The organism is Aeribacillus sp. FSL K6-2848, assembly GCF_038004325.1.
GTDB lineage: Bacteria > Bacillota > Bacilli > Bacillales > Aeribacillaceae > Aeribacillus > Aeribacillus composti.
On sequence record NZ_JBBOQQ010000001.1, the window covers coordinates 2,928,940 to 2,951,596 of the forward strand.

Sequence of the window (22,657 nt, forward strand, 5' to 3'; positions counted from 1 at the left end):
ATAGACACGATATAATACTTACAATTCCATTTTATATTCGATAAACTATTTAAATCGAAAGACATAAAAAGTTCCCTTCCTATCTAGATAAATTTGGGCGGCGAACCAAAATTTATTTTAGCACTAGGAGGGGCTTTTTAGTATCGCGGAACCATTTGCGAATAACATTGCGATTTTATTTATATAAAAAAGGGCTTGTCTAAAAAGTCCATAAAAACAGAGCGAATGGAGAAAACAATGAGTTTTTCCATTCGCTCTGTTTCCTTATTTTTGAAATTGGTTTGGGAATTTGCGGCCCATTTCAGTATGTTGTGGGCCATTGCCACAATCCCGAATTCTGTTCGGACTTTATGAAGCCCCCGTAACAGAAATCGAGTGAAACGCAAATTGCCCTTGATGTTACCGAACACACTTTCGACATCCACTTTACGCTTCGCATAAAGAGCTGCCTTTTGTTCGTCACCAAGAGCTGCTTTGGCTTTCGCTTTCATTTCTTCATAAATCGTGTTCCAATATACTCGACGATTTCCTTTGGCTTTCGTACACCCATTCTTCAACGGGCAATCCGTACAATCTTCACACTCGTACACTTTCAAATCTTGTATGTATCCAGATGCATTTTTTCTTTTTTGATAATACTTGAATACGACTTTCCGATTGTTCGGACAGATAAAGCAATCGTCTTCTTCGATGTATTTCCAGTTTTGTACTTTTGATAAATCCTTTTTAAACTTTTTACTTTGTTCCTTCAAATAGGTTTGGTATGGGGCTAATAATTCAAAACGAGGTTCTTTTTCTTCGCCAATCGCATATAAATAGTTTTCTTCACTCGCATATCCTGCATCGGCAATGACATACTTGAGTTTCTTTTCCTTCGGCATCGATTCCAATAACTTTTCCATAAATGGTTGGAAACAGCGAGTATCTCCTGGATTTTGATAAATTTCAAATCCCACGATAAATTGATGTTGTGTGGCGAGTTGAACATTATAACCCGCCTTGAGTTGGCCGTTTTTCATATGGTCCTCTTTCATTCGCATAAAAGTGGCCTCATGGTCGGTTTTCGAGTAGCTATTTCGTTCACCTAGAATCTGTTTTTGTACTTTGTATTTTCGTAATCGTGGAAGATAATCCGTTTGAATCGTTTTCAGTTGTTTGGTGAGTTGGGATTTTTTAGAGCGAAGTTCTTTTTTTCTTTCTTTGTCTTCTTCCTGTTTATAATCTTTTTCCAAAGCTTCTATTCTCTCAGAAAGTTGTGCCGATGATTTTTCTAATTCTTCTTCTAATTGTTCTTCTTTTAATTCCTCCAAGGCGATTTGGTGCGCTTCTTGTAGAAACGATTGAATTTTGGCTCGTAGTTTCTGATCATATTTTTCTACGGATTTTCGCCATACAAACGTATATTTGTTGGCATTCGCTTCTATTTTCGTACCATCCACAAAAATATGGTCGAGGTCGATAAGTCCTTGTTCTACTAGTTGAAGGACAAATTGTTCAAATACAGAATCCATCATGTTTGACATACGAACACTACGAAAATCATTTATTGTGCGATGGTCAGGGGTTTGCAATCCCGCCAACCACATCATCGGAAGATTTTCTTTCACCATTTGCGCTATTTTCCGACTTGAATAAACATTTTGAGTGTACGCATATAAAATCACTTTCAATAACATTTTAGGGTGATAGGGTGCACGACCCCCACCAACATAATGAGTATACAACACTTCATCCGGAATCGATTCCACCATTTCATCCACTAAACGGGCGACATGATTTTCAGGAATATACATTTCGATATCTAAAATGCTCATGACTTGACGATTGCAATAAGGTTGGAAAACTAGTTTTTTGCGTTTCTTATTCTTTTGAACCTCTATTTTTTGAATACCCTCTAGAGTCATTTCTAATTGCGTGTTATAATTTTCTTGAATAGTCATTTGATTATTCATAAGAAATCGTCCTTTCTGTAGAATGTTTTTTGGTCAATTTCATTCTATAAAAAAGGACGATTTTTTTGTACCCTAAAAACAGAAAAAAGGGCTGAGCCCAAGGTCGATTCAATCGACTTTTCGGACAGCCCCTTTAATCATTTAAAGCATAATGGCGGCCTTTAACTAAATATAAAACATTTTCCGCGATATTCGTTGCATGGTCAGCAGTACGTTCAATAAATCTTGCTACAAGAGAGAGCTGGGTAATTTGATTCATATACTCTAAGTTCTCAGGAATAATTTGCAAAAGCTCCTTAATTGCTTCACCATATAAATCATCTACTTCATCGTCTATTTCGGCTATTTTTCTTGCTAATGCAACATCTTCCTCATGGTAAGCTTTCAGCGATAAAGACAGCATTTCCGATGCCAGCTTGTGCATTTTTGTGATTTGTTCAAGCGGTTTTATAAGCGGTTCATTTCCAATTCGAATTGCTGATTTTGCGATGTTGACTGCGTTATCTGCCATTCGTTCGATATCAGCAGCTATTTTAATGGAAACAATGATTCTTCTTAGATCAATCGCAACGGGCTGCTGCTTTGCAATTAAAAGAATTGCAAAGTCATTAATTTCCTCTTCGAGCTGATCGACATTCACATCTTGCTCTAATACTTCAATAGCCAAATCGATATCCTGCTTTTCTAATGCGCGGATTGATTTGCCTAATGCAACTTCCGTCAAACTGCCGATTTCAATTAACTTGGTGTGTAACGTGTTCAAGTCAAGTTCGAATTTTTCTCTCATTTTTTTTCCTCCAACATGAACCGTGTTATTCAAAACAATTATTATCCGAAGCGTCCTGTAATATAATCTTCCGTCCGCTTATCTGACGGATTAGAAAAGATTTGGTCGGTTTCGCCAAATTCGATAACTTCTCCGTTTAAGAAAAAGGCAGTTTTATCAGATATACGTGCAGCTTGCTGCATGTTATGCGTTACAATAATAATGCTGTAATCTTTCTTTAATTCTTGAACCAATTCCTCAATTTTCAACGTAGAAATCGGATCAAGCGCTGACGTTGGTTCGTCCATCAAAATCACATCAGGTTCAATTGCTAAACAACGCGCAATACATAAACGCTGCTGTTGTCCTCCTGACAGGCCATACGCGTTTTCCTTCAACCGATCTTTTACTTCATCCCATATAGCCGCGCCTCTTAAACTTTTTTCGACGATTTCATCCAATATTTTTTTATCACGGATGCCGTGTATTCTCGGTCCATACGCAATATTGTCATAAATAGATTTCGGAAACGGGTTCGGCTTTTGGAAAACCATGCCGACTTGAGTGCGCAGTTCTTCAACACGATAAGATTTATCAAATATATTTTTTCCGCGATATAATATTTCACCGTTGATTCGAACGGATGGAATCAGCTCGACCATTCGATTCAATGTTTTGATATAAGTCGACTTTCCGCACCCAGAAGGACCGATGATTGCAGTTACTTCATTTTCATAAATGTCTAAATCAATGTTTTTTAGAGCTTGATCATCACCGTACCATAAATTTAAGCCGTTCGTTTTATAGACAATTTTCTTTTCATTCTTGTCTTCGCTATTTTGTTCATAAACAATTTCTTGTTCTTTTTTCAGTTCAGTTTTTTTCAATTCAGTAATTGCCAAAATAAAAACCTCCTTCATCCTTTTAGGAAAACCCATTTAATAACGCTTTTGAAATTTGTTTCGAATCAACACCGCAACCGAATTCATTACTATTAAGAAAATAAACAACACAATGATTCCGGCAGCTGCTACATTTTGAAATTCTGCTTGAGGTCGCGACGCCCAATTGTAAATTTGAATCGGCATAACCGTATAGGAGCTTAATAAATTCTCTGGTAAATAGTTAACAAATACAAATGCACCCGCCACAAGAAGAGGGGCTGTTTCTCCAATAGCTCGTGAAAAAGCTAAAATGCTTCCGGTAAGAATTCCAGGAATTGCAGCTGGAAGAACAATTCGATAAATTGTTTGCCATTTCGTTGCTCCCATTCCATAAGAAGCTTCACGTAACTCTTTCGGAACCGAACGGATCGCTTCTTGTGCCGCCACGACAATAACTGGCAATATTAATAAACTCATCGTTAAACCGCCTGCCAAAATGCTTCTGCCTAAATCCATTCCCCGAACAAATACTGTAAGCCCCAACAAACCAAAAACAATAGATGGGACACCCGCCAAATTCGAAATATTCGCCTGAATAAAATTTGTAAGTTTATTTTTTTTCGCATATTCCTCTAAATAGATAGCTGTTCCTACACCAAGCAGGAGGGAAATTGGAATGACCACTCCCATAACCCAAATTGAGCCGACCAGGGCTGCTTTTATTCCTGATGCAGAAGCTCTTCTTGAGGCAAAATTTTGGAAAAACTCCGGTGTTACATAACTAATTCCTTGAGTGAATATTCGGTATAACAGAATAGCAAGGACTACTAAAGCGAAGATGGTAGATACAAAAAACAGTGTTTGAAAAAAACGATTTTTCATGGCCCTTTTGCCCATCATTTTTCGAACAACCGTTTGATCAATGTACTTCATGTTAATATTCCTCCCTGAATCGGCGCGAGATAAATTGAGCTAATAAATTCATCAGCATTGTAAAGACAAAAAGCGTGGCCCCGACAGCATAAATGCTGTAATAGATTGTTGTTCCGTATCCCGCATCGCCCGTGCTGACTTGAACGATATAAGCCGTCATCGTTTGAATAGATTCAGTTGGATCAAACGTTAATTTTGGAGTGGCTCCTCCAGCCAATGTGACAATCATTGTTTCGCCAATCGCACGGGAAATTCCTAGTACGAACGAGGCAACGACTCCCGATGTGGCAGCAGGAAGTACTACTTTTAAAGCCACCTCAAATTTTGTCGCACCTAAAGCAAGTGCGCCTTCTCGAATGGAATTCGGAACAGAGCTCATCGCATCTTCTGAAAGGGAAGCAATCATCGGAATAATCATAATTCCAACAACAATGCCCGGGCTTAATGCATTGAAAAAGCCAATATCAGGGATCAATTTTTGCAAGAGAGGAGTAACAAACGTCAGAGCAAAAAAACCATATACAATAGTTGGAATTCCTGCCAAAACCTCTAAAATCGGTTTGATAATCCTTCTTGTCCGATCTGACGCATACTCACTCAAAAAAATAGCAGATGCAAGACCGACTGGAAGCGCAACAATCATGGCAATAACCGTTACTAAAAGCGTGCCAGAAACAAGAGCCATGATTCCATATGAGGCATCATCTTTTAAAAACGGATACCATTCTTTTTCAGTGATAAATTCAAAAAAAGAAACTCGTGAAAAAAACATGATTGTTTCTGTAGCAAGAGTAGCAATGATTCCGATAGTTGTTAAGATGGAAATAGCTGCTGCAACAAATAAAACGGCTGGGACCATTTTTTCCATAAAATCGCGCGTGGATTTTTTTGTTTTTTTCTCTTTGATCATTTCCCGAACCGATTTTCCTGCAGATAAAGCCATCATGAAAACCCCTTTCATGCCCATAGGAAGATGAGAAGCAAGGATGCTTCTCATCCAACCAGTCTATTTATTTTTATTTTAAACCTTCAAGCGTTTTTAACTGTTCATCATATTGCTCTTGCGGAAGTTTTACATAGCCAACTTCCTCTGCCAATTGCCCAGCGTTTTCCAAGGCAAACTTCACGTATTCATACACTTGCGGCTTTTCTTTTAATGATTTGTTGTTCACATAAAAGAATAACGGACGGGAAAGCGGTTCATAAGTTCCTTTTTCAATCGTTTCATTTGTCGGCTCGACTGCTTCCCCTTTAGAGTTTACAATCGGTACAACTTTCAACTGGTCTTTATTTTCTAAATAGTATGCATAGCCGAAATAACCTATTGCATTTTTATCGTTAGCGACTCCTTTTACAAGTACGTTATCGTCTTCGGACAATGTCGCATCTTTTACAATCGGCTCACCGCCTAAAACAACTTCATCAAAATAATCATACGTACCGGAATCTGTACCAGGCGAGAAGTATTTAATTTTTTCATCCGGCCACTCAGGGTTGATGTCAGACCATTTTTTCGGCTCGCCTTTCCAAATTTTTGCTAAATCTTCGATCGTAAGTTTATCGACCCAGTCATTTTCTTTGTTTACAACAACGGATAAACCGTCAAAAGCAATTTTGAATTCTGTATATTCAATACCATTTTCTTCAGCAACTTTTTTCTCTTCGTCTTTAATTGGGCGAGATGCGTTAGAAATATCAGTTTCACCAGCTGTAAATTTTTCAAAGCCTCCGCCTGTTCCTGAAATTCCAATTGGAGCTTTTACATCAGGATGTTCTGCAGCAAATTCTTCAGAAACAGCTTCCATTATCGGACCAACAGTTGATGATCCATCAATAGCGATTTCACCTTCTAATTTTTGCTCGCTTGATCCGCTTTCTGAAGATGATTGCTGTCCGGAGTTTGAACCATTTGTGTTTGCATCATCCGAATTACCGCAGGCTGCTGTAAAAGCTAATACAGAACTGATCATAATGGATGACGCCAAAAATTTAAAATTTTTCATTCGGTTACTTCCCCCTATTATTTCGTGATCTCATCTTACGTATATAAGATTAACTTTCAAGTATTAAACAAGTTTTAATAGAATGTAAAGCTTTTGTAAAGCTTGTTTTTTGTGTGTATAAAGAACAGCTGATGCTGCGTAAACGGCATTCCGCATTTATTTTATCCCTTCTCTCCATCCGCTAGATTTGGCCTGTGTATGCGCTTTTCTTGTTTTAACGGGCGGTTGCTTTCTTTCAGCCTAATTTGTTTAACAAACAGATATATGAACGCATGGCCTGAACCTATTAAGAGCAATAAAAAAGGAATGGTTTTTGTTTCATTTGTCAAAGCAACTGTAAAAATAAAAAAGAGGATCGATAGGATTCTTCCTGCATTTAAAAAAATTTCTCGAACAACAATATATTCGATCCTTGCTTGCGCAATATTCCACCCTTTTCCAATCACATCATACGTGATCGAAGAGTACGGAACAAGCAAAATTGGATAGGCAATTCCGATTGCAATAGCATATATTAACAATCTTTCATAGGAAATTTGAAATAAAATGAGAAACAAGGAAAAGTATAGCATAAGCCCGCCGGCTAGAATAGCTTTTTTCCTCATTTTTTTCGTGATCCACCGAGAAGCCACAATATAAGTGAAAAAGGCTACGAAAGAATTTAGAAAACTAAATGTACCTAAAGCCATCTCACTTTTGGTCACGATGTATACAAACACATTAATGAAAAATGTAAATGTTCCTTCACGCAATCCTTGAAACACATGAGCGTTTGTAATTAATCTCCAATTTTTGTTTCTTTTTCTTTCTTGAATGATTTTCAATAAAATGTAATCTCCGTGAGCTTTTCTAGACGTAAAAAAGAAGCTCAACATGACAGCAACAGTAAATAACATTAACGAAACTGCAAAAATCACTTTATACCCAATAGTATTTGTAAGTCTTGAAATAATCAGACCGGCTAACATCGGTCCAACCATCCCTGAAAGGGAAGTTAATATCCCAAGAAAGCCATTAAAAAAGTCCCGTGTTTCCGGTTCAGTAATTTCAAATGTCAACACATTAAAGGCTAGCCAATAAAAACCGTAGCCGATGCCAATGATTGCACCTAACAAATACATGTAGTTGACAGCTTGATCTTTTAAAACTAAAACGGTTAGAAAAAATGCGGCTAAAAAGGACACTCCTAGGCGAAGTACAACGACTCGATCAATTTTTTTGGATACTTTCCCAGCAATAATGAAAGCAAGCGGCTGAAAAATGACAATAAATAAATTGTATAATCCTAAATCAATCAATTCCCCTGACTGTTTCCATAAATAAACATTTACGAACGTATTCGAAAGTGCAATGCTTAATGAATAAAAACCGCCGATCATCAACAGCAGCATGAAATCATGGTCTGTTTTTCTTGATCCAATCCATTTTTTGACGTTTATCATATAAAACTCCCCTTTACTTGCTACTACTATTTTTCCTAGCTAAAGGGGAGTTATGTATAAAGAAAGGTGTTTTCGTTACCTTTCAGTGATCAGACTCAAAAAAAATGCACAGAAACCGCTGAAACGCGAATTATGTCAGTCATTTCCAAAAAATAGTAGAGTAGAAAACTGATTTCAAGGGGCTGTCCAGAAAGTCAAATCCGTTTGTGTCGTCCCATAGGCTTGACCAGTTTGGATTTTTCTGTGTTGATTTCAAGGTCTAGTTTCTCCACCAGTTGCCTGTCAGCTACCGAGCGTCCTGGCATTTACTCGAGTTGGATTTGCACCAACTAGCAGATAACAGCTTAGCTGGGCGCGCCAAATAAAAAAAGGCTGAGATTCGAATATCTCAGCCTCTTATAACAGTTTATTTTGCAGCGCTGTAGCGTTTTGCCACTTCGTCCCAATTCACAACATTCCAAAACGCTGCAATATATTCAGGACGACGGTTTTGGTATTTTAAGTAATAAGCATGCTCCCAAACATCAAGACCTAAAATTGGAGTTTTCCCTTCCATAAGAGGATTGTCTTGGTTTGGAGTGCTTGTAATTTCAAGCTCGCCGTTGTTTACAACCAACCATGCCCAGCCGGAGCCAAAACGACCAGCAGCAGCTTTAGCAAATTCTTCTTTAAAAGCTTCAAAACTTCCAAATTTTTTGTTAATTGCTTCTGCTAATTCTCCAGTTGGCTCGCCGCCTCCATTCGGTGAGAGGATGGTCCAGAACAAGCTGTGATTTGCATGCCCTCCGCCATTATTTCGAACAGCTGTACGAACAGATTCAGGAACAGCGTCTAAATTAGAGATTAAGTCTTCTACACTTTTAGATAAAAGTTCAGTTTGACCTTCCAAAGCAGCGTTCAAGTTCGTCACATATGTGTTATGATGTTTTGTGTGGTGAATCGTCATTGTTTCTTTGTCAATATGAGGTTCCAATGCATCATAGTCGTATGGCAATTTAGGTAATTCATAAGCCATAATGAATCTCCTCCTTAATGATTAATATGTACTAAATGCTTTCTTCCTTGAAGCTTTCATATTCAGATTACCAAACTTATTAAAATGATGCAATTAATGTGCAATTAAAAAAGCGGTTACATTATTCGACTAATTTTATGGACCCTGCAGGATTCGAACCTGCGACCGGACGGTTATGAGCCGTCTGCTCTAACCAGCTGAGCTAAGGGTCCTTTTTCAAACACATAAGTAAATTATCACTAAATAGCTATTGAAGTCAATGGCTAATTTAGAATATTGTATAAAGAAAATGAATGATCATCAACAGCTGAATCAGCCCTTTTGCTACTGTGCTCGCCAACAACCCCAATAAAGAACCGACTCCAACCTTTACAGCCTCGCTAAATGTTTTGCGGTGTACGAGAAGCTCTGCCGCAACAGCCCCTAAAAAAGGTCCTAAAATAATGCCAACAAACGGGATGATAAATGGCCCGGCAATTAAACCAATCGTACTTCCCCATCCGGCTGCTTTACTTCCACCAAACCGTTTAACTCCTACCATATTTGCCAAATAATCCGATAGGAATAAAAGAATGATGAACATACTTTCAACAACCCAAAATGAAATGGTTAACTGGCTGAAGCTAAAACAAATCCCATAGATAAAAAAGGCTGCTACAATCAATAACGCTGACGGTAAAATGGGGAAAAGCAGCCCGACAAAAGATAAGATAAAAAGAGCAATGATCAAAATCCAAATGATTACATCCATTTGCTTATCCTCCTAGAAATTAGAAATCAATGAACAATTTAATCCACTTGAAACGATTATTGACGGTATCCTAAAACAGCTTCCGCAATATTCACCGAGTGGTCGCCAATTCGTTCTAAGTTGCTGATAATATCTACATATACTATTCCGCCTTGTCCGGTACAAATCCCTTCATTAATGCGGATAATATGTTTTTTGCGTAAAGTGCGTTCCATTCTATCGATTTTTTCTTCAGATTTCAATACTTTTTTTGCTAATACAACATCGTTATCATCTAAAGCGTCGATCGCATCCTTCACATTTTGCAAGGTAATTTCAAACATTTCCAATAAATCTTCCAATGCCTGCTCAGTAATGGTGACTTTATTATTATTTTTATAATCAATAAGCTCCACTATATTTTCAAAATGGTCGCCGATTCGTTCAATATCTCGAACAGTATCCATTAAAATGGAATGTCGGCGTGAATCATTTTGCGACATATCTTTTCCAGAAATCAATACGAGATAATCTGTTATTTTCCTATCTAAATTATTGATCGCCTCTTCAAGCTGCATCGCCATTTGTGCGTGCTTCTGCTGATTTGTCATCAAAAATTGTCTCGTTTCCTCTAACCCTAATGATGCATATTGACCCATCCGAAGCACTTCTTCCTTCGCTTGCCCTAAAGCAATGGTTGGTGACTGTTCAATAAAAATTGGATCCAAATGCTTCGCTTTATACTCTATCGCTAAATCTTCACCAGGTATAACTTTTGTGACAAGCAGTGCAAGTGCACCGATGAACGGCGCTTGAACGATCGTATTGACAACATTAAATATTCCATGAGCAAAGGCAATGGTCATTTCAGGATTTAAATACAAATGGGCTTGTAATGATTCGATAAAATATTTGAAAATTGGTAAAATAATTAGAAAAATTGCCGTTCCGATTAAATTAAACATTACATGCGTCAAAGCAGCCCGTTTGGCAGCAATCGATGCTCCAATTGATGCCAAAACTGCTGTGATGGTTGTTCCAATATTATCACCGAATAATAAAGGCAGCGCAGCGTTGAGATCAATTAACCCTTGTGAAAACATCATTTGCAAAATCCCAATCGTCGCACTTGAACTTTGAACGATGATTGTAAAAACGGTTCCAATTACAACGCCAAGCAGCGGATTTGCACTTATGCTGACAGTCAAGTCATGAAAAATTTCTAATGATCTTAACGGCTTCATGCCGTCTCCCATCAATTCAAGCCCAAAAAACAAAGCGCCAAATCCAAAGATCACCTGCCCGATGCTGTTTATTTTTTTGTTTTTAGAAAAAAATAAAAGAACAGAACCTATAAATAAAATTGGCAAGGCATAAGCTTCGATATCGAATCCGATAATAAATGCCGTAACAGTCGTTCCGATATTTGCTCCCATGATCACGCCTATTGCTTGCTTTAAGCTCATGAAGCCGGCAGAAACGAGACCAACCGTTAAAACAGTTGTACCGCTGCTTGATTGAATTAACATTGTCACAAACATCCCAGCAAAAATACCCATAATAGGGTTTGTCGTAAACTTATCCAAAATATCTCGTAATTTATCTCCGGAGAATTTTTGCATACCTTCTCCCATACTTTTAATCGCAAATAAAAAAATTCCAATCCCGCCAAGAAATTCAAATAATATTTTTTGAACATCTACATCCACTCGTTTCACCTCCTTATTTTTCCAAATATATTAACGGTTGAATCATTTTTGAAAAAGAAACGTTTACATTTCCCATTACCAAATTCCTTCAAATCAAATTTTTTATTTTGCAATCGGTGCAGGCTCCTGCAGCTTCTATCTATAATAATGGACGAAACCGATATGCCCCGCAAATAAAATTAATTTTTAACATGTTCCTCCCACACATGTTACTTTTATATTTTAAATTTAACAAAAAAATTTTACATTTTGTTCACAATTGTTATTCTTATTGCCGAATCGCCTATATAACTTATTTTCATTATTTTTGTTTCATTGGTACAATCAAATAGAAATGTTATAAAAGGAAGTGTTTCGATCAATGAATTTATTTGTCCTCCTTTTTAAAAGCATATACTCTCCAAAAACGATCGCTCTTACTAGATTTCAAAAAATCGGCAAACCCATTCTTTATGGATTTTTATTGGCCTTTCTTGCCGCCCTGCCCAATTGCATATATTTAAACTTAGCTATTGTAAATGCTATAAACGGGCTTGACCAAACGATAAATGAAAAAATCCCTGAATTCACCATTCATAACGGAACTTTAAAATCCGAGGAAAATGCGGTTGTGAAAGCAAAGCATGATCAATATACAATTATTTTTGACCCAAAAGGAACTTTCACAAGGGATGACTTGAAATGGCAGGAAAACGTCATCGGCATCTTATCGAATGAATTTGTTTTCGTTTCCAATGGCACAATGCAGCAGCTCGAGTATAACTTTTTTCAGGAAACAGAGATAACAAAAGAGGATTTGACATCTGCCATCAAACAGCTGTCTGAAGTTGCTCCGATTATCATTCCCGTGATATCTGTCACACTATTTGCGATGTCAGCCACTTCTAAATTTGTGGAAATTACGTTTTTAGCTATTGTCGGGCTGTTGTTTAAAAAGAGGATGGGAAAAAGATTAAATTTTAAACAGCTTTGGACTATTTCAGCCTACAGCGTCACGCTTGCAACCGTGTTTTTTGCCATTATGAACTTTTTTCTCATCGATATATCCTTTGCTCTTTATATAAACTGGTTTGTACATATAACTGTTTTATATCTTGTATTAAAAGAAAGCCCGAGCCCGAAACAACCAATAAAAGCTGCATAAAAAACCCCTTAAGGCAGAATTTCCAACTCTGCCTTAAGGGGTTATTAACACTATGATTTAAACTGAAATTTGTTTGTAGTGGACTTTAGAGATTCGGACAGTTCCATTAAAGTTAGTCCAATAGCATGGGTTTCGCGAATTTGTTCCATCTGTACTTTTGCGACAGATTGCATTTGCTCTGCACTGGCAAACGTTTCTTGAGAGACTGATAAAAAATTTTCAGCAGATTGCTCCATTTTAGGGAGCCAATCATCTAAAGTATGTAAGCTGTGTCTTGTTTCAGACAATATTTCATTCACTTTTCCAATCTCATCTACTAGTTGATCAAATGAAAGCCGCGATTTACCTGCAACTTCTAAATGGTTTTGCACAAGCTCCAAAATTAGCTTAAACTGCTGATAAGCGCTCTGAGAAATATCATCCATCATTTTTACAGACTGTGCTATGTCTTCCGTCGCTTTGGATGACTGTTCAGCCAATTTTCGGACTTCCTCAGCAACGATAGCAAATCCTTTGCCTTCTTCTCCAGCTCTTGCTGCTTCAATTGTTGCATTTAATGACAATAGCTTTGTTTTCTCAGATATTGCATATATCATTTCCACAACCTTTTCAATCGCCGTCGAATGATCTCGAACACTTTGGATCGTTTTAGACATAGTTTTGCATTCTTTTTCAAAGCGATTTAACGATTCGATCATCTGTCTCATATTTTGTTCTCCCGTGTTGGCTGATCGGTTCATGCCCTGTACGCTTGAGAAAAGGCGCTCTATTCTCTCCAGCACAGTTTGAACTGTATTTTTCATGGAATGAAATACTTTTGCGCTTTCTTCAGAGCTTGAAGCTGTTTGCTGCGCACCGTTTTTCACCATTTCAATCGCTTCAACAAGATTCGTATGTAATGTTAATACGTCATCAGAAGAATGTTTAAGCTTCCGGCCTGTCGAAAACAAATTTTCTGTTGTGGTATTAATCCTTTGAATCATCATCCCCAAATAGCCTGCCAATTGCTTAAAGCTTTTGATGAGCGAAAGGATTTCTGGAAGATTTGTATTTATGTTTAAATCAAGCTGAATATCTCCTTCACGCATTTTTCTCATTTTTTCCCTCAAAATCGTCAACGGTTTTGTCATACTTCTGACAGCTAAAAACAATATTCCCATCATAAAAAAGACGCTGATTATTCCAATCCAGATTGTATTGTAAGCTAGTTCATGCACAGGCTTTATAAAACTTTCTGTCGGAACGGCAAGCAAAAAAATTCCTTTCAATTCCTGCATTTCTTTAAAGGCCAACGTATAATCTTGTCCATTGAAAGATTTATGAATAATTCCACTATTTTTTTTCGTTATTTCCTTTACAATTGCAGTTGGGATTTGAGTTTTTGTTTTAACGCTAACCGAAAATGGTGTGGCCTTTTCATTTCGAACGAAAAAAAAGTCAGCATTTAAACCGTCCTGAATCAGCTGGGAGGATTGCCTTTGAACGACTTCTTTATCAAATCTTTCGAAAAAATCATCAGAGCTATTTACATAAGCATACAGAAGATTGCTGGCAGCAATCTCTGTCATATATACTTCCCTTTTTAATCGATCCTCTATCAAATTAAAAGTTGTTTCACTTGCTTTTTGGTAAGCAGTATAACCGACAACAGTTATCGAACTAATAAGAAGTATGAGCGCAAACAAAATCAATCTTACAGATAGAGGTATTCGCTCTCCTATCGACATGTTCTTTCTCTTCTTTTTCACTATTATGATTTCCCCCTTTATAAGCTTAACAGCATTATGACAAAAGATTATTAAGGGAATTTAAAGTTTTTTTATTTTTATTGTAAATTCCTCCACATTTTGCTACATACTATTTTCCAATCATTTTTAAATACGTATAGGAGTAAACATTGAACGAGCGACAACATAAAAAATAAAAGCTTAAACAACAACTGTTCATTGCCAATCCACAAGCTAAAAACAACCGGTCCGAGCGCAACCCCTAAAAAACGCGCCATCCCGTATAAGCTAACTACAATCCCTCTTTCTGCATCATCAACACTTGATATAATCAACGAATTAATAACCGGCAGCACAAAACCTAAGCCGCCAAATGAAATAGTGATAAAAAACAAAAATAGCGAAAACTGTTGAAAAATCAAAAAACTGAAAAATGATAAAAACGTCATGAACATCCCTACCAATAAAAAAAGAAAACGGTTTTTTACATAGTCCAATCGCTTTCCTGTCCAATAAGACGATATAGATAATGCGCCTAACGGAAAAGAGTATACAAATCCTTTAAAGAATCCATCGATATGATATAACTCTTCAATTAAATAGGCTAAGTAATACAGCAGCCCAAAAAGCAAAAACATACTTGTACCGCCATACAGGTAAAGAGATAACAATCGCACTTTTTGCACCTTTAACACATCAGCTATTCTTTGCACATATTCGTGAAGCGATATTTTTTCCTCGCCTGATGGAGAAGTCTTTATAAAAAAAAGAATGAAAAAAAGCAAGAGAGTTCCAATAATAGGGAAAAGAATGAATGGAAAATACCATGCTACAAGGGCTAACAAAGCCCCTAAAATGGGAGCGGCTACTTTTGCAGTTCCGTTGAACACTTCTAAAACGGCAAGAGCTCGATCCCGTTTTTCGTCCGTAAACATGTCTCCTGCTAATGACATGGCTAGAGACGATATTCCTCCTGTGCCAAGCCCTTGCACCAAACGTCCAGCTAACAATGTCCAAAAAGCAATAGATTTGTTGACAAAACCGCTGAAAAAACAGATAGCCCCCCCTATGATCAGCAATAAAAGCGACCATAAAATAAATGTTTTTCGGCCGTAACGGTCGGAAAGGAAACCTACGATTGGGATGATGATCGCTGCAGGTATATTAAATATGCTTAAAATAAAGCTCGTCTGTGCAGCTGTAATTTCAAGCGCTTGTCCAAACTCCGGCAATATCGGGATCAGCATCGAATTCCCTAGCACCATCATAAACGGAAGCATCCCTAATAACATAATGATGATATGCTCTCTCATATTTATCTCCCTTCGTTTACTCGAATTTCGAATTGATGCATGAATTCATTGTTGACAGCAGGGAATGCGTTAAACCGAAGAATATTTTGGACGTTTTCAAAATGCTCTTCGATCGTAAAGCAGCCCCTTCTACCCTTTAGGTTTAACTGAGCTTCCCTCTCGCATTAATTCAGGCACTGGCTTCAGCTTGAACATATTTTCGGAAAGAATAGCTGGAAAGGATCTGAATTCATAAATTTGAGCCCGCATTGCCTGAAAGCTTTAATCTGTATAAATTTTCCATTTGAGAAGGAAGAAAGATCGAAAAAAGCAGCGAACTCGCTTTGCAACAGCTTCAGCAGCTTGTCTCAAGCGAGAAAAGAGATGTTGATTTCTCCCCAGGTCCTCCGAACTTGCTAACTTTTCACTTGTGTATGCCAGCAAAGACATAATTGGTATGTTTGTACATAAAAAAACATATATGTTAATAAAGAACAAAACGGGGGAACATAGAGATGAAACGTTTATTTTCCGCTTTACTAGTTATCTTTTTCAGTTTTGTTATTTATTATGATTTAAAAAACGGTACATTACCTGTATCTTCCATACAAAATGAACAGCATGCTGAAGAACAATTTATGGAGGTAAAAGTGAAGGAAGGAGATACGGTTCTTTCCATTGTTGAAAAAATACACAATAAGCCTGTTCCAGCAAGCATTGAAGAGATTATTAAAGATTTTGGGGAATTAAATTCAAATGAAGATGTGTACAGTATACAAGCAGGAAAAACATACAAATTCCCCTTATATAACAATTAGTTAAAGTTTTTAATTCTTGTCATTGCTTGGCTATGATTGGTACAATATCATAGGATGGCAAATGTTCCATCAAACGTATTTATATTTAAGGAGCGATAAACGTGGGCGAAATCACACATCGTACGAAAACACGTCCAGTCAAAGTAGGCAACATCCAAATTGGCGGAAATAATGAAGTAGTCATTCAAAGCATGACCACAACGAAAACGCATGATGTTGAAGCCACAGTAAAAGAAATTCACAGACTGGAAGAAGCAGGTTGTCAAATCGTTCGTGTTGCTTGTCCTGATGAACGGGCTGCAAATGCAATTCCAGAAATCAAAAAACGCATTAACATTCCTCTAGTTGTCGATATACATTTCGATTACCGGCTCGCTTTAAAAGCGATTGAAGGCGGAGCAGATAAAATACGGATTAACCCGGGGAACATCGGGCGAAGGGAAAAAGTAGAAGCCGTTGTGAAGGCTGCGAAAGAAAGAAACATTCCAATCAGAATTGGAGTAAACGCCGGTTCACTTGAAAAAAGGATTTTAGAAAAGTACGGCTATCCTACTGCTGACGGAATGGTTGAAAGTGCATTGCATCACATAAAAATTTTAGAGGATCTTGATTTTCACGATATTATCGTTTCTTTAAAAGCGTCTGATGTACGGCTTTCAATCGAAGCATATGAAAAAGCTGCAAAGGCGTTTGATTATCCTCTCCATTTAGGGATTACCGAATCTGGCACTTTGTTTGCGGGGACAATCAAAAGCGCTGCCGGCCTTGGAGCCATTTTAAGCAAAGGCATCGGCAATACTTTGCGTATATCATTAAGCGCTGATCCCGTCGAAGAGGTGAAGGTTGCCCGGGAATTGCTGAAATCATTCGGCCTGGCTGCCAATGCAGCAACACTTATTTCATGCCCTACATGCGGAAGAATTGAAATAGATCTCATTAAAATCGCGAATGAAGTCGAAGAATATATTTCAAAAATTCGTGCGCCAATCAAAGTAGCTGTTTTAGGATGCGCAGTAAACGGTCCAGGCGAAGCGAGAGAAGCCGATATTGGAATTGCTGGTGCACGAGGCGAAGGATTGCTTTTTAGAAAAGGAAAAATTGTTCGGAAAGTTCCGGAAGAAACAATGGTCGAAGAATTAAAAAAAGAAGTGGATTTAATCGCTGAAGAATATTTCAAAAAACAAGAAAAGGAAAAAGTTTAAAGCTTGGAGCAGATGCCCCAAGCTTTTTGTTTTTGTTAAAAAAACGGTAATACGAAAATTCCAAGCAGCAAGGAAACGATACCTATTCCGATCGCCCATGCTCCCAGATTTTCCGCACCGCGCCGACGGGCGATAAACCCTATAATGATACCCGATGCTCCTAATAAAACGGGCAAAACAAATAAAGAAATAATCGATAGTGCCAGCGCCAGCCATCCTAAATTGCGGCCGCCAGCTTCATCGGCGTCATTATTATAATTATATGTTTCATTTGTATTTCTAGATTCAACTGCTCCAGCTTCTGCTGCGGTTTCTTCTAGATAATCTCGGTTTTCATTATTCCGGTTTTCAAAATTTCGGTTTTCCTGAATGGCATTTATTTCAGTTGATTTGCCGGCATGTGGGAAATTTTTGTTTGCCATTGCCATATCCCTCGCTTTCAAAAGATAGGAGCATTTATAGTATAAGCAAATCAATTCCCATTATTATGGAAATGTTTTCAAATAGGATCTAATGTTGGATCAGAGGACGGGAAGCAATATGTTGATCCTTTATTTTTTTACTATTTGTGAAATTTTATTCTTTTTTTAAGAAATGACAAAACTCGAGTTCATCCCTTCTTATCACGAATTCCCATAAAAAAACAAACCTTGTGATCAAATTTCACAAGGTTCGTTCATGGCAATTCGGGCATAACCCATAAATTTCAAATTTATGTCCATTAATTTTATATCCGTCCAAATACTCCTCTATCGTATTCATTGGGCATGATTCGATCTCTTTCGTTTTTCCGCATTCCATACAAATAAAATGGTGGTGATGATGTCCTAAGTCACAATGAAAGCGAAAGTGCTTTTCACCTGAAAGCTCTGTCGTTTCCAATATACCCAACTCTGCAAACAATGATAAATTCCGATAAATCGTATCAAAACTTAAACCGGGATAGCGCTTATTCATTTTTTCCAAAACATCTTTAGCTGTCAAATATTTATCAGAATCGGCAATTAGTTGAAGCATTTCTTTCCTTTTGGATGTATATTTATATCCCTTTTCTTTTAAATATTGTAAAGCTTGTTCGACATTCATATTTTGCCCCTCCTAGCTTTTGACAAAATAATGGAAAAAATCAAAGCCAATACCTCTAAAATGACAATTGTTCCTCCCGGAGCAATATCTAAATAATAAGATAATACTAAACCGATTAAAACGGAAGCTTCTCCTATTATAACGGAAAGAAAAATTGTCTTTTTAAAACCGGTTGCTATTCTAATACTTGCAGCAACAGGAAGGGTCATAAGCGAGGAAACTAACAAAATTCCAACAACTCTCATGGAAACGCTTATCACTAGGGCAACTGTTAAAATAAACAAAAGATGCAAGCCTTTTGCCGGCAGCCCTAAAGCAGATGCATATTCTTCATCAAACGACAGTAAAAACAATTCTTTATAAAACAATACGATCAATAAAATAACCAATGCTGCAACACCAGTAATAATATATAAATCCGTCCTGGAAACCGCACTAACACTTCCAAATAAGTAATTAAAAAGATCTGTATTAAACCCATCTGCTAAAGAGATAAATACAACGCTAAAACCGATCCCAGCCGACATGATTATCGGAATGGCCAATTCCGCATAAAATTTATAAAAAGCTCGCAGCTTTTCAATCACAAGTGAGCCTAAAACAGAAAAACCCATTCCTACATAAATTGGATTCAATGAAGAAAAGAAGGATATTTTTGAAGATAAAAAAAGACCGCCCGCAATTCCAGCCAAGGTCACATGACTCAGTGCATCTGCAATTAGTGATAATCGTCTGACCACCACAAAAACACCTAAAAGAGGTGCGATAAAACCGATTAAAATACCTGAAAGAAATGCATTTTGCAAAAACTCAAATTGTAAAATACTGCTAAACATCTTCATTTCCTCCATCTACTCATGATCATGCGTTATTAACTGAACTGGATGCCCGTACAATGAGGTCAATTCCGTTTCTTTCAGGCGTTCAAATTCGTCTTTATTTCCATGGAAATAAAGTTGTTTGTTCAAGCAAGCAACATGCGTAACTTTATCTGTAATAGCTCCAATATCATGGGTAACAAGTATTAATGTGATTTCCAATTCTTTATTCAAATGATGCAAAAGCTGATAAAAATGATTGACTGTCTGACTATCTACACCTACAGTTGGTTCATCTAAAATCAATAATTTAGGTTCACTGACAAGTGCGCGAGCAATAAATACCCTTTGCTGCTGTCCTCCTGAAAGCTCACCGATATTTTGGTGAACTGCCTTTTCCATTCCAACTGCCCGGATCGCTTCCATTACCTTTTCCCGATCAGCTTTTTTCATTTTTTTAAACAAACCGAGTTTGGGAGTCAAGCCGCTCGCTACTACTTCAAAAACAGTAGCTGGGAACGAAGAGTTAAAGCTGTTTGCCTTTTGAGAAACGTAGCCAATTTTATGCCAATCGTTAAATTGATGAATATCTTCACCAAATAAATGAATCGTCCCTTTCTGAGGCTTTAAAAGCCCAAGCAGACATTTCAATAATGTCGATTTTCCGGAGCCGTTCGGCCCAACTAAACCTAAAAATGCTCCTTTTTCAATGGAAATATTGATATTTTCGAGCACATATTTTCTCTCATATTGAAAAAAAAGGTTCTTTACTTCTACTATTTTTTCCCCCATGCTTCTCACCTGTTTAATTAGGAATCATTACGATTTATTTTTATCATTAAAGTATACAGGAGAAGAGCACATTTGTAAAGAAAAATGTGTTCTCCCTCTACTTCAATGTGTTGATTAATGGATGGCAGATTTAAATTTTCCGCCTTTCGTTTCTTGTGTATTCATAATGGTAATAAACGCGTTCGGGTCAATCTCATGTACAATCGATTTTAATTTTGCCACTTCAAGCCTTGTAACAACTGCATAAATGACGTCTTTTTCCGTATCCGTGTATCCGCCTTTTCCCTTTAATTTTGTCGTTCCGCGTCCTAAGCGTGACAATATGGCATCAGACACTTCATCGTAATGATCAGATATAATGATGGCGGCCTTTGTTTCATCAAGACCTTGAACAACCGCATCAATTGTTTTAAAGGCAATATAATATGTAAAGATGGAATACATGGCTTGCTCAATCCCGAAGACAAACGCTGCGCTTCCAAAAATGAAAATATTCAAAAACATCACGATTTCACCAACGGAAAAGGGAATTTTTTTCGTTAAAAGAATTCCTAAAATTTCTGTCCCGTCCAGAGATCCTCCGTGTCGGATGACAAGTCCCACTCCTGCACCGAGCAAAAAACCACCAAATACAGTGGCTAACAAAGGCTCTGTTGTAAAGGCCTCAAAATCATGGGCCAGCCTTTCCGCAATGGCCAAACAAATGATGCCAAATATGGACGAAAACATAAATGTCTTCCCAATCTGCTTATAACCGGAATACATAAAAGGAAGGTTTAACACAATAACTAATGTTGCGAAATTGATGATTTTAATATGATTCGAAAATATGTGGTCTAAAATAAGCGAAATGCCGATGATACCGCCATCAATCATATGATTTGGGACTAAAAACAGCTCGATGCTTACGGCTGCCAGAACAGCTCCAATCACAATCATTAACAATCGATAAATGATGTGTCTTAAGCTTTCTTTTTTATGATGTTTTTTACTCATCTCGTCCTCCTAGTTTTTTTTTAATCATATTGTATTATAAAAATTTTGCTGAGACGATATTTATGTCATTTTCTCCACCCATTTTTTTTAAAAAAAGGCAACTATCTCCCCCTCTGTTCATACGAATAAGAGGGGAGGCGAGATCTTTGATTTTATTTGAAAAAATTATTCAACAAAAAATTAACAGTTTAAAACCTGAAGAACTTGTGTCATATGCAAAGCAATATGATATATCCATTTCGATTAACGAAGCAAAACAGCTGCTTCAACTCGTACAGGGAAAAAAAATCAACGTGTTTCATGAAGAAGAAAGAATTGCTTTGTTAAAACAAATTGCCAAAATCACTTCGCCGGAAACAGCCAAAAAAGCAAATCAATTATTTTTGCAATTCTTCAATGGCAATTGGAAATAAAAAAGGCAAGTTCCCTAAAAAAGGGAGCTTATTCTTTTTTATTGATTCGCTATTTTTTCCAAAACATTTTCATCAAACGTCTTATTCTTCAGCATGTCAATTTCAAATTTATAAGGCGGCTTTTTATTTTTTTTGTCGTCACCGACATACGGAGTTTCTAAAATTTTTGGCAAGTCTTTTAATTGCGGATGGTGGACGATATAATTGATTGCTTTAAATCCTATGTGGCCGAATCCGATATTTTCATGACGGTCTTTTTGGGCCCCGCGCGGATTTTTGCTGTCGTTTATATGAACAACTTTTAAACGGTCGATGCCGATGATTTTATCAAATTGATTTAAAACCCCATCAAAATCATTGACAATATCATAACCGGCATCATGAGTATGGCAAGTGTCGAAACAAACGGACAAATGTTCATTGTAGGTAACACCATCAATGATCATCGCAAGCTCCTCAAACGTTCTTCCGCATTCTGAACCTTTGCCGGCCATCGTTTCAAGGGCGATTTGCACTTTTTGCCCCCTCTCCAGCACTTCATTTAAACCTTCAATAATTTTTTTGATTCCGGCTTCTGCACCGGCTCCAACGTGAGCTCCCGGATGGAGCACGATTTGTTTTGCGCCGATTGCTTCCGTGCGTTCAATTTCCGATTTTAAAAAATCAACGCCAAGCTGGAAGGTCGCTAAATTTGTTGTATTGCCAATGTTAATTATATATGGTGCGTGAACGACAATTTCTTCGATGCCATGCTCTTTCATATGCGCCAAACCTGCTTCGATATTTAAATCTTCAATTTTTTTTCTTCTCGTGTTTTGCGGGGCTCCTGTATAAATCATAAACGTATTAGCGCCGTATGAAACTGCCTCTTCACTTGCAGCAAGCAACATTTTCTTGCCGCTCATCGATACATGCGAGCCAATTTTTAACATGTT

Annotated in this window: 22 protein-coding genes and 1 tRNA gene; 4 read left to right on the forward strand and 19 right to left on the reverse strand. The window is 37.4% G+C overall.

Going from position 1 to position 22,657, the window contains the following annotated elements:
* Positions 1-179: 179 nt before the first annotated feature.
* The 11 genes from NSS70_RS14150 to NSS70_RS14200 all read right to left on the reverse strand — a co-directional run bounded on the left by NSS70_RS14150 (position 180) and on the right by NSS70_RS14200 (position 11,434).
* A complete protein-coding gene (locus tag NSS70_RS14150; protein ID WP_340881820.1) occupies positions 180-1,952 on the reverse strand; it encodes an IS1182 family transposase in 1,773 nt (590 codons plus the stop codon).
* A gap of 133 nt (positions 1,953-2,085) precedes the next feature.
* Positions 2,086-2,739, reverse strand: coding sequence for a phosphate signaling complex protein PhoU (gene phoU / locus NSS70_RS14155; RefSeq protein WP_063388079.1), 654 nt, complete (start codon positions 2,737-2,739; stop codon positions 2,086-2,088).
* Positions 2,740-2,780: 41 nt separating this feature from the next.
* Positions 2,781-3,590 carry a phosphate ABC transporter ATP-binding protein PstB gene (gene pstB / locus NSS70_RS14160; RefSeq protein WP_063388174.1) on the reverse strand — a complete coding sequence of 270 codons (810 nt, stop codon included), beginning with the start codon at positions 3,588-3,590 and terminating at the stop codon, positions 2,781-2,783.
* 66 nt (positions 3,591-3,656) lie between these two features.
* Positions 3,657-4,535: a phosphate ABC transporter permease PstA gene (gene pstA, locus NSS70_RS14165; protein ID WP_063388078.1), complete on the reverse strand. Its 879-nt coding sequence runs from the start codon at positions 4,533-4,535 to the stop codon at positions 3,657-3,659.
* 1 nt (position 4,536) lies between these two features.
* Positions 4,537-5,481, reverse strand: a complete 945-nt coding sequence (gene pstC / locus NSS70_RS14170) for a phosphate ABC transporter permease subunit PstC (RefSeq protein ID WP_445206387.1) — start codon at positions 5,479-5,481, stop codon at positions 4,537-4,539.
* Between the two features lie 70 nt (positions 5,482-5,551).
* Positions 5,552-6,538 carry a PstS family phosphate ABC transporter substrate-binding protein gene (locus NSS70_RS14175; RefSeq protein ID WP_117016748.1) on the reverse strand — a complete coding sequence of 329 codons (987 nt, stop codon included), beginning with the start codon at positions 6,536-6,538 and terminating at the stop codon, positions 5,552-5,554.
* A gap of 161 nt (positions 6,539-6,699) precedes the next feature.
* Complete coding sequence (locus tag NSS70_RS14180) at positions 6,700-7,980, reverse strand: MFS transporter (protein WP_339193067.1); 1,281 nt, start codon at positions 7,978-7,980, stop codon at positions 6,700-6,702.
* A gap of 406 nt (positions 7,981-8,386) precedes the next feature.
* Positions 8,387-8,995 carry a superoxide dismutase SodA gene (gene sodA / locus NSS70_RS14185; RefSeq protein ID WP_063388074.1) on the reverse strand — a complete coding sequence of 203 codons (609 nt, stop codon included), beginning with the start codon at positions 8,993-8,995 and terminating at the stop codon, positions 8,387-8,389.
* Positions 8,996-9,133: 138 nt separating this feature from the next.
* A tRNA-Ile gene (locus NSS70_RS14190) sits at positions 9,134-9,207 on the reverse strand.
* A gap of 56 nt (positions 9,208-9,263) precedes the next feature.
* The gene (locus NSS70_RS14195) at positions 9,264-9,746 is read right to left on the reverse strand and encodes a DUF456 domain-containing protein (protein WP_063388073.1); all 483 of its coding nucleotides are present in this window, start codon (positions 9,744-9,746) and stop codon (positions 9,264-9,266) included.
* Positions 9,747-9,802: 56 nt separating this feature from the next.
* A complete protein-coding gene (locus NSS70_RS14200; RefSeq protein WP_063388072.1) occupies positions 9,803-11,434 on the reverse strand; it encodes a Na/Pi cotransporter family protein in 1,632 nt (543 codons plus the stop codon).
* Between the two features lie 361 nt (positions 11,435-11,795).
* Here NSS70_RS14200 and NSS70_RS14205 point away from each other — a divergent pair, with 361 nt between their 5' ends.
* Complete coding sequence (locus NSS70_RS14205) at positions 11,796-12,578, forward strand: DUF1189 domain-containing protein (RefSeq protein WP_340881822.1); 783 nt, start codon at positions 11,796-11,798, stop codon at positions 12,576-12,578.
* 50 nt (positions 12,579-12,628) lie between these two features.
* Here NSS70_RS14205 and NSS70_RS14210 read toward each other — a convergent pair whose 3' ends face one another.
* Both NSS70_RS14210 and NSS70_RS14215 read right to left on the reverse strand, forming a co-directional pair.
* Positions 12,629-14,326, reverse strand: a complete 1,698-nt coding sequence (locus NSS70_RS14210) for a methyl-accepting chemotaxis protein (protein WP_340881825.1) — start codon at positions 14,324-14,326, stop codon at positions 12,629-12,631.
* A gap of 77 nt (positions 14,327-14,403) precedes the next feature.
* Complete coding sequence (locus tag NSS70_RS14215; RefSeq protein ID WP_339193073.1) at positions 14,404-15,618, reverse strand: MFS transporter; 1,215 nt, start codon at positions 15,616-15,618, stop codon at positions 14,404-14,406.
* A 494-nt stretch (positions 15,619-16,112) separates the two neighbouring features.
* Between NSS70_RS14215 and NSS70_RS14220 the strand changes: the two genes are divergently transcribed.
* Both NSS70_RS14220 and ispG read left to right on the forward strand, forming a co-directional pair.
* Positions 16,113-16,415, forward strand: coding sequence for a hypothetical protein (locus NSS70_RS14220; protein WP_063388069.1), 303 nt, complete (start codon positions 16,113-16,115; stop codon positions 16,413-16,415).
* A 95-nt stretch (positions 16,416-16,510) separates the two neighbouring features.
* Positions 16,511-17,617 carry a flavodoxin-dependent (E)-4-hydroxy-3-methylbut-2-enyl-diphosphate synthase gene (gene ispG, locus NSS70_RS14225; RefSeq protein ID WP_094246222.1) on the forward strand — a complete coding sequence of 369 codons (1,107 nt, stop codon included), beginning with the start codon at positions 16,511-16,513 and terminating at the stop codon, positions 17,615-17,617.
* Between the two features lie 35 nt (positions 17,618-17,652).
* Here the strand turns inward: ispG and NSS70_RS14230 are convergent, their stop codons facing one another.
* The 5 genes from NSS70_RS14230 to NSS70_RS14250 all read right to left on the reverse strand — a co-directional run bounded on the left by NSS70_RS14230 (position 17,653) and on the right by NSS70_RS14250 (position 21,309).
* A complete protein-coding gene (locus tag NSS70_RS14230) occupies positions 17,653-18,039 on the reverse strand; it encodes a hypothetical protein (protein WP_063388067.1) in 387 nt (128 codons plus the stop codon).
* Positions 18,040-18,280: 241 nt separating this feature from the next.
* Positions 18,281-18,703, reverse strand: coding sequence for a Fur family transcriptional regulator (locus NSS70_RS14235; RefSeq protein WP_339210120.1), 423 nt, complete (start codon positions 18,701-18,703; stop codon positions 18,281-18,283).
* Positions 18,700-19,539: a metal ABC transporter permease gene (locus tag NSS70_RS14240; protein ID WP_063388065.1), complete on the reverse strand. Its 840-nt coding sequence runs from the start codon at positions 19,537-19,539 to the stop codon at positions 18,700-18,702. Before NSS70_RS14240 ends, NSS70_RS14235 begins: the two co-directional genes overlap by 4 nt.
* Before the next feature lie 15 nt (positions 19,540-19,554).
* Positions 19,555-20,313: a metal ABC transporter ATP-binding protein gene (locus NSS70_RS14245; RefSeq protein WP_066247563.1), complete on the reverse strand. Its 759-nt coding sequence runs from the start codon at positions 20,311-20,313 to the stop codon at positions 19,555-19,557.
* 114 nt (positions 20,314-20,427) lie between these two features.
* Positions 20,428-21,309: a YitT family protein gene (locus NSS70_RS14250; RefSeq protein ID WP_063388063.1), complete on the reverse strand. Its 882-nt coding sequence runs from the start codon at positions 21,307-21,309 to the stop codon at positions 20,428-20,430.
* Between the two features lie 146 nt (positions 21,310-21,455).
* On the opposite strand from NSS70_RS14250, the gene NSS70_RS14255 reads away from it, so the two are divergent.
* A complete protein-coding gene (locus NSS70_RS14255) occupies positions 21,456-21,722 on the forward strand; it encodes a DUF2624 domain-containing protein (RefSeq protein WP_063388062.1) in 267 nt (88 codons plus the stop codon).
* 38 nt (positions 21,723-21,760) lie between these two features.
* Here the strand turns inward: NSS70_RS14255 and NSS70_RS14260 are convergent, their stop codons facing one another.
* Positions 21,761-22,654, reverse strand: coding sequence for a deoxyribonuclease IV (locus tag NSS70_RS14260; protein ID WP_066247561.1), 894 nt, complete (start codon positions 22,652-22,654; stop codon positions 21,761-21,763).
* Positions 22,655-22,657 lie beyond the last annotated feature (3 nt).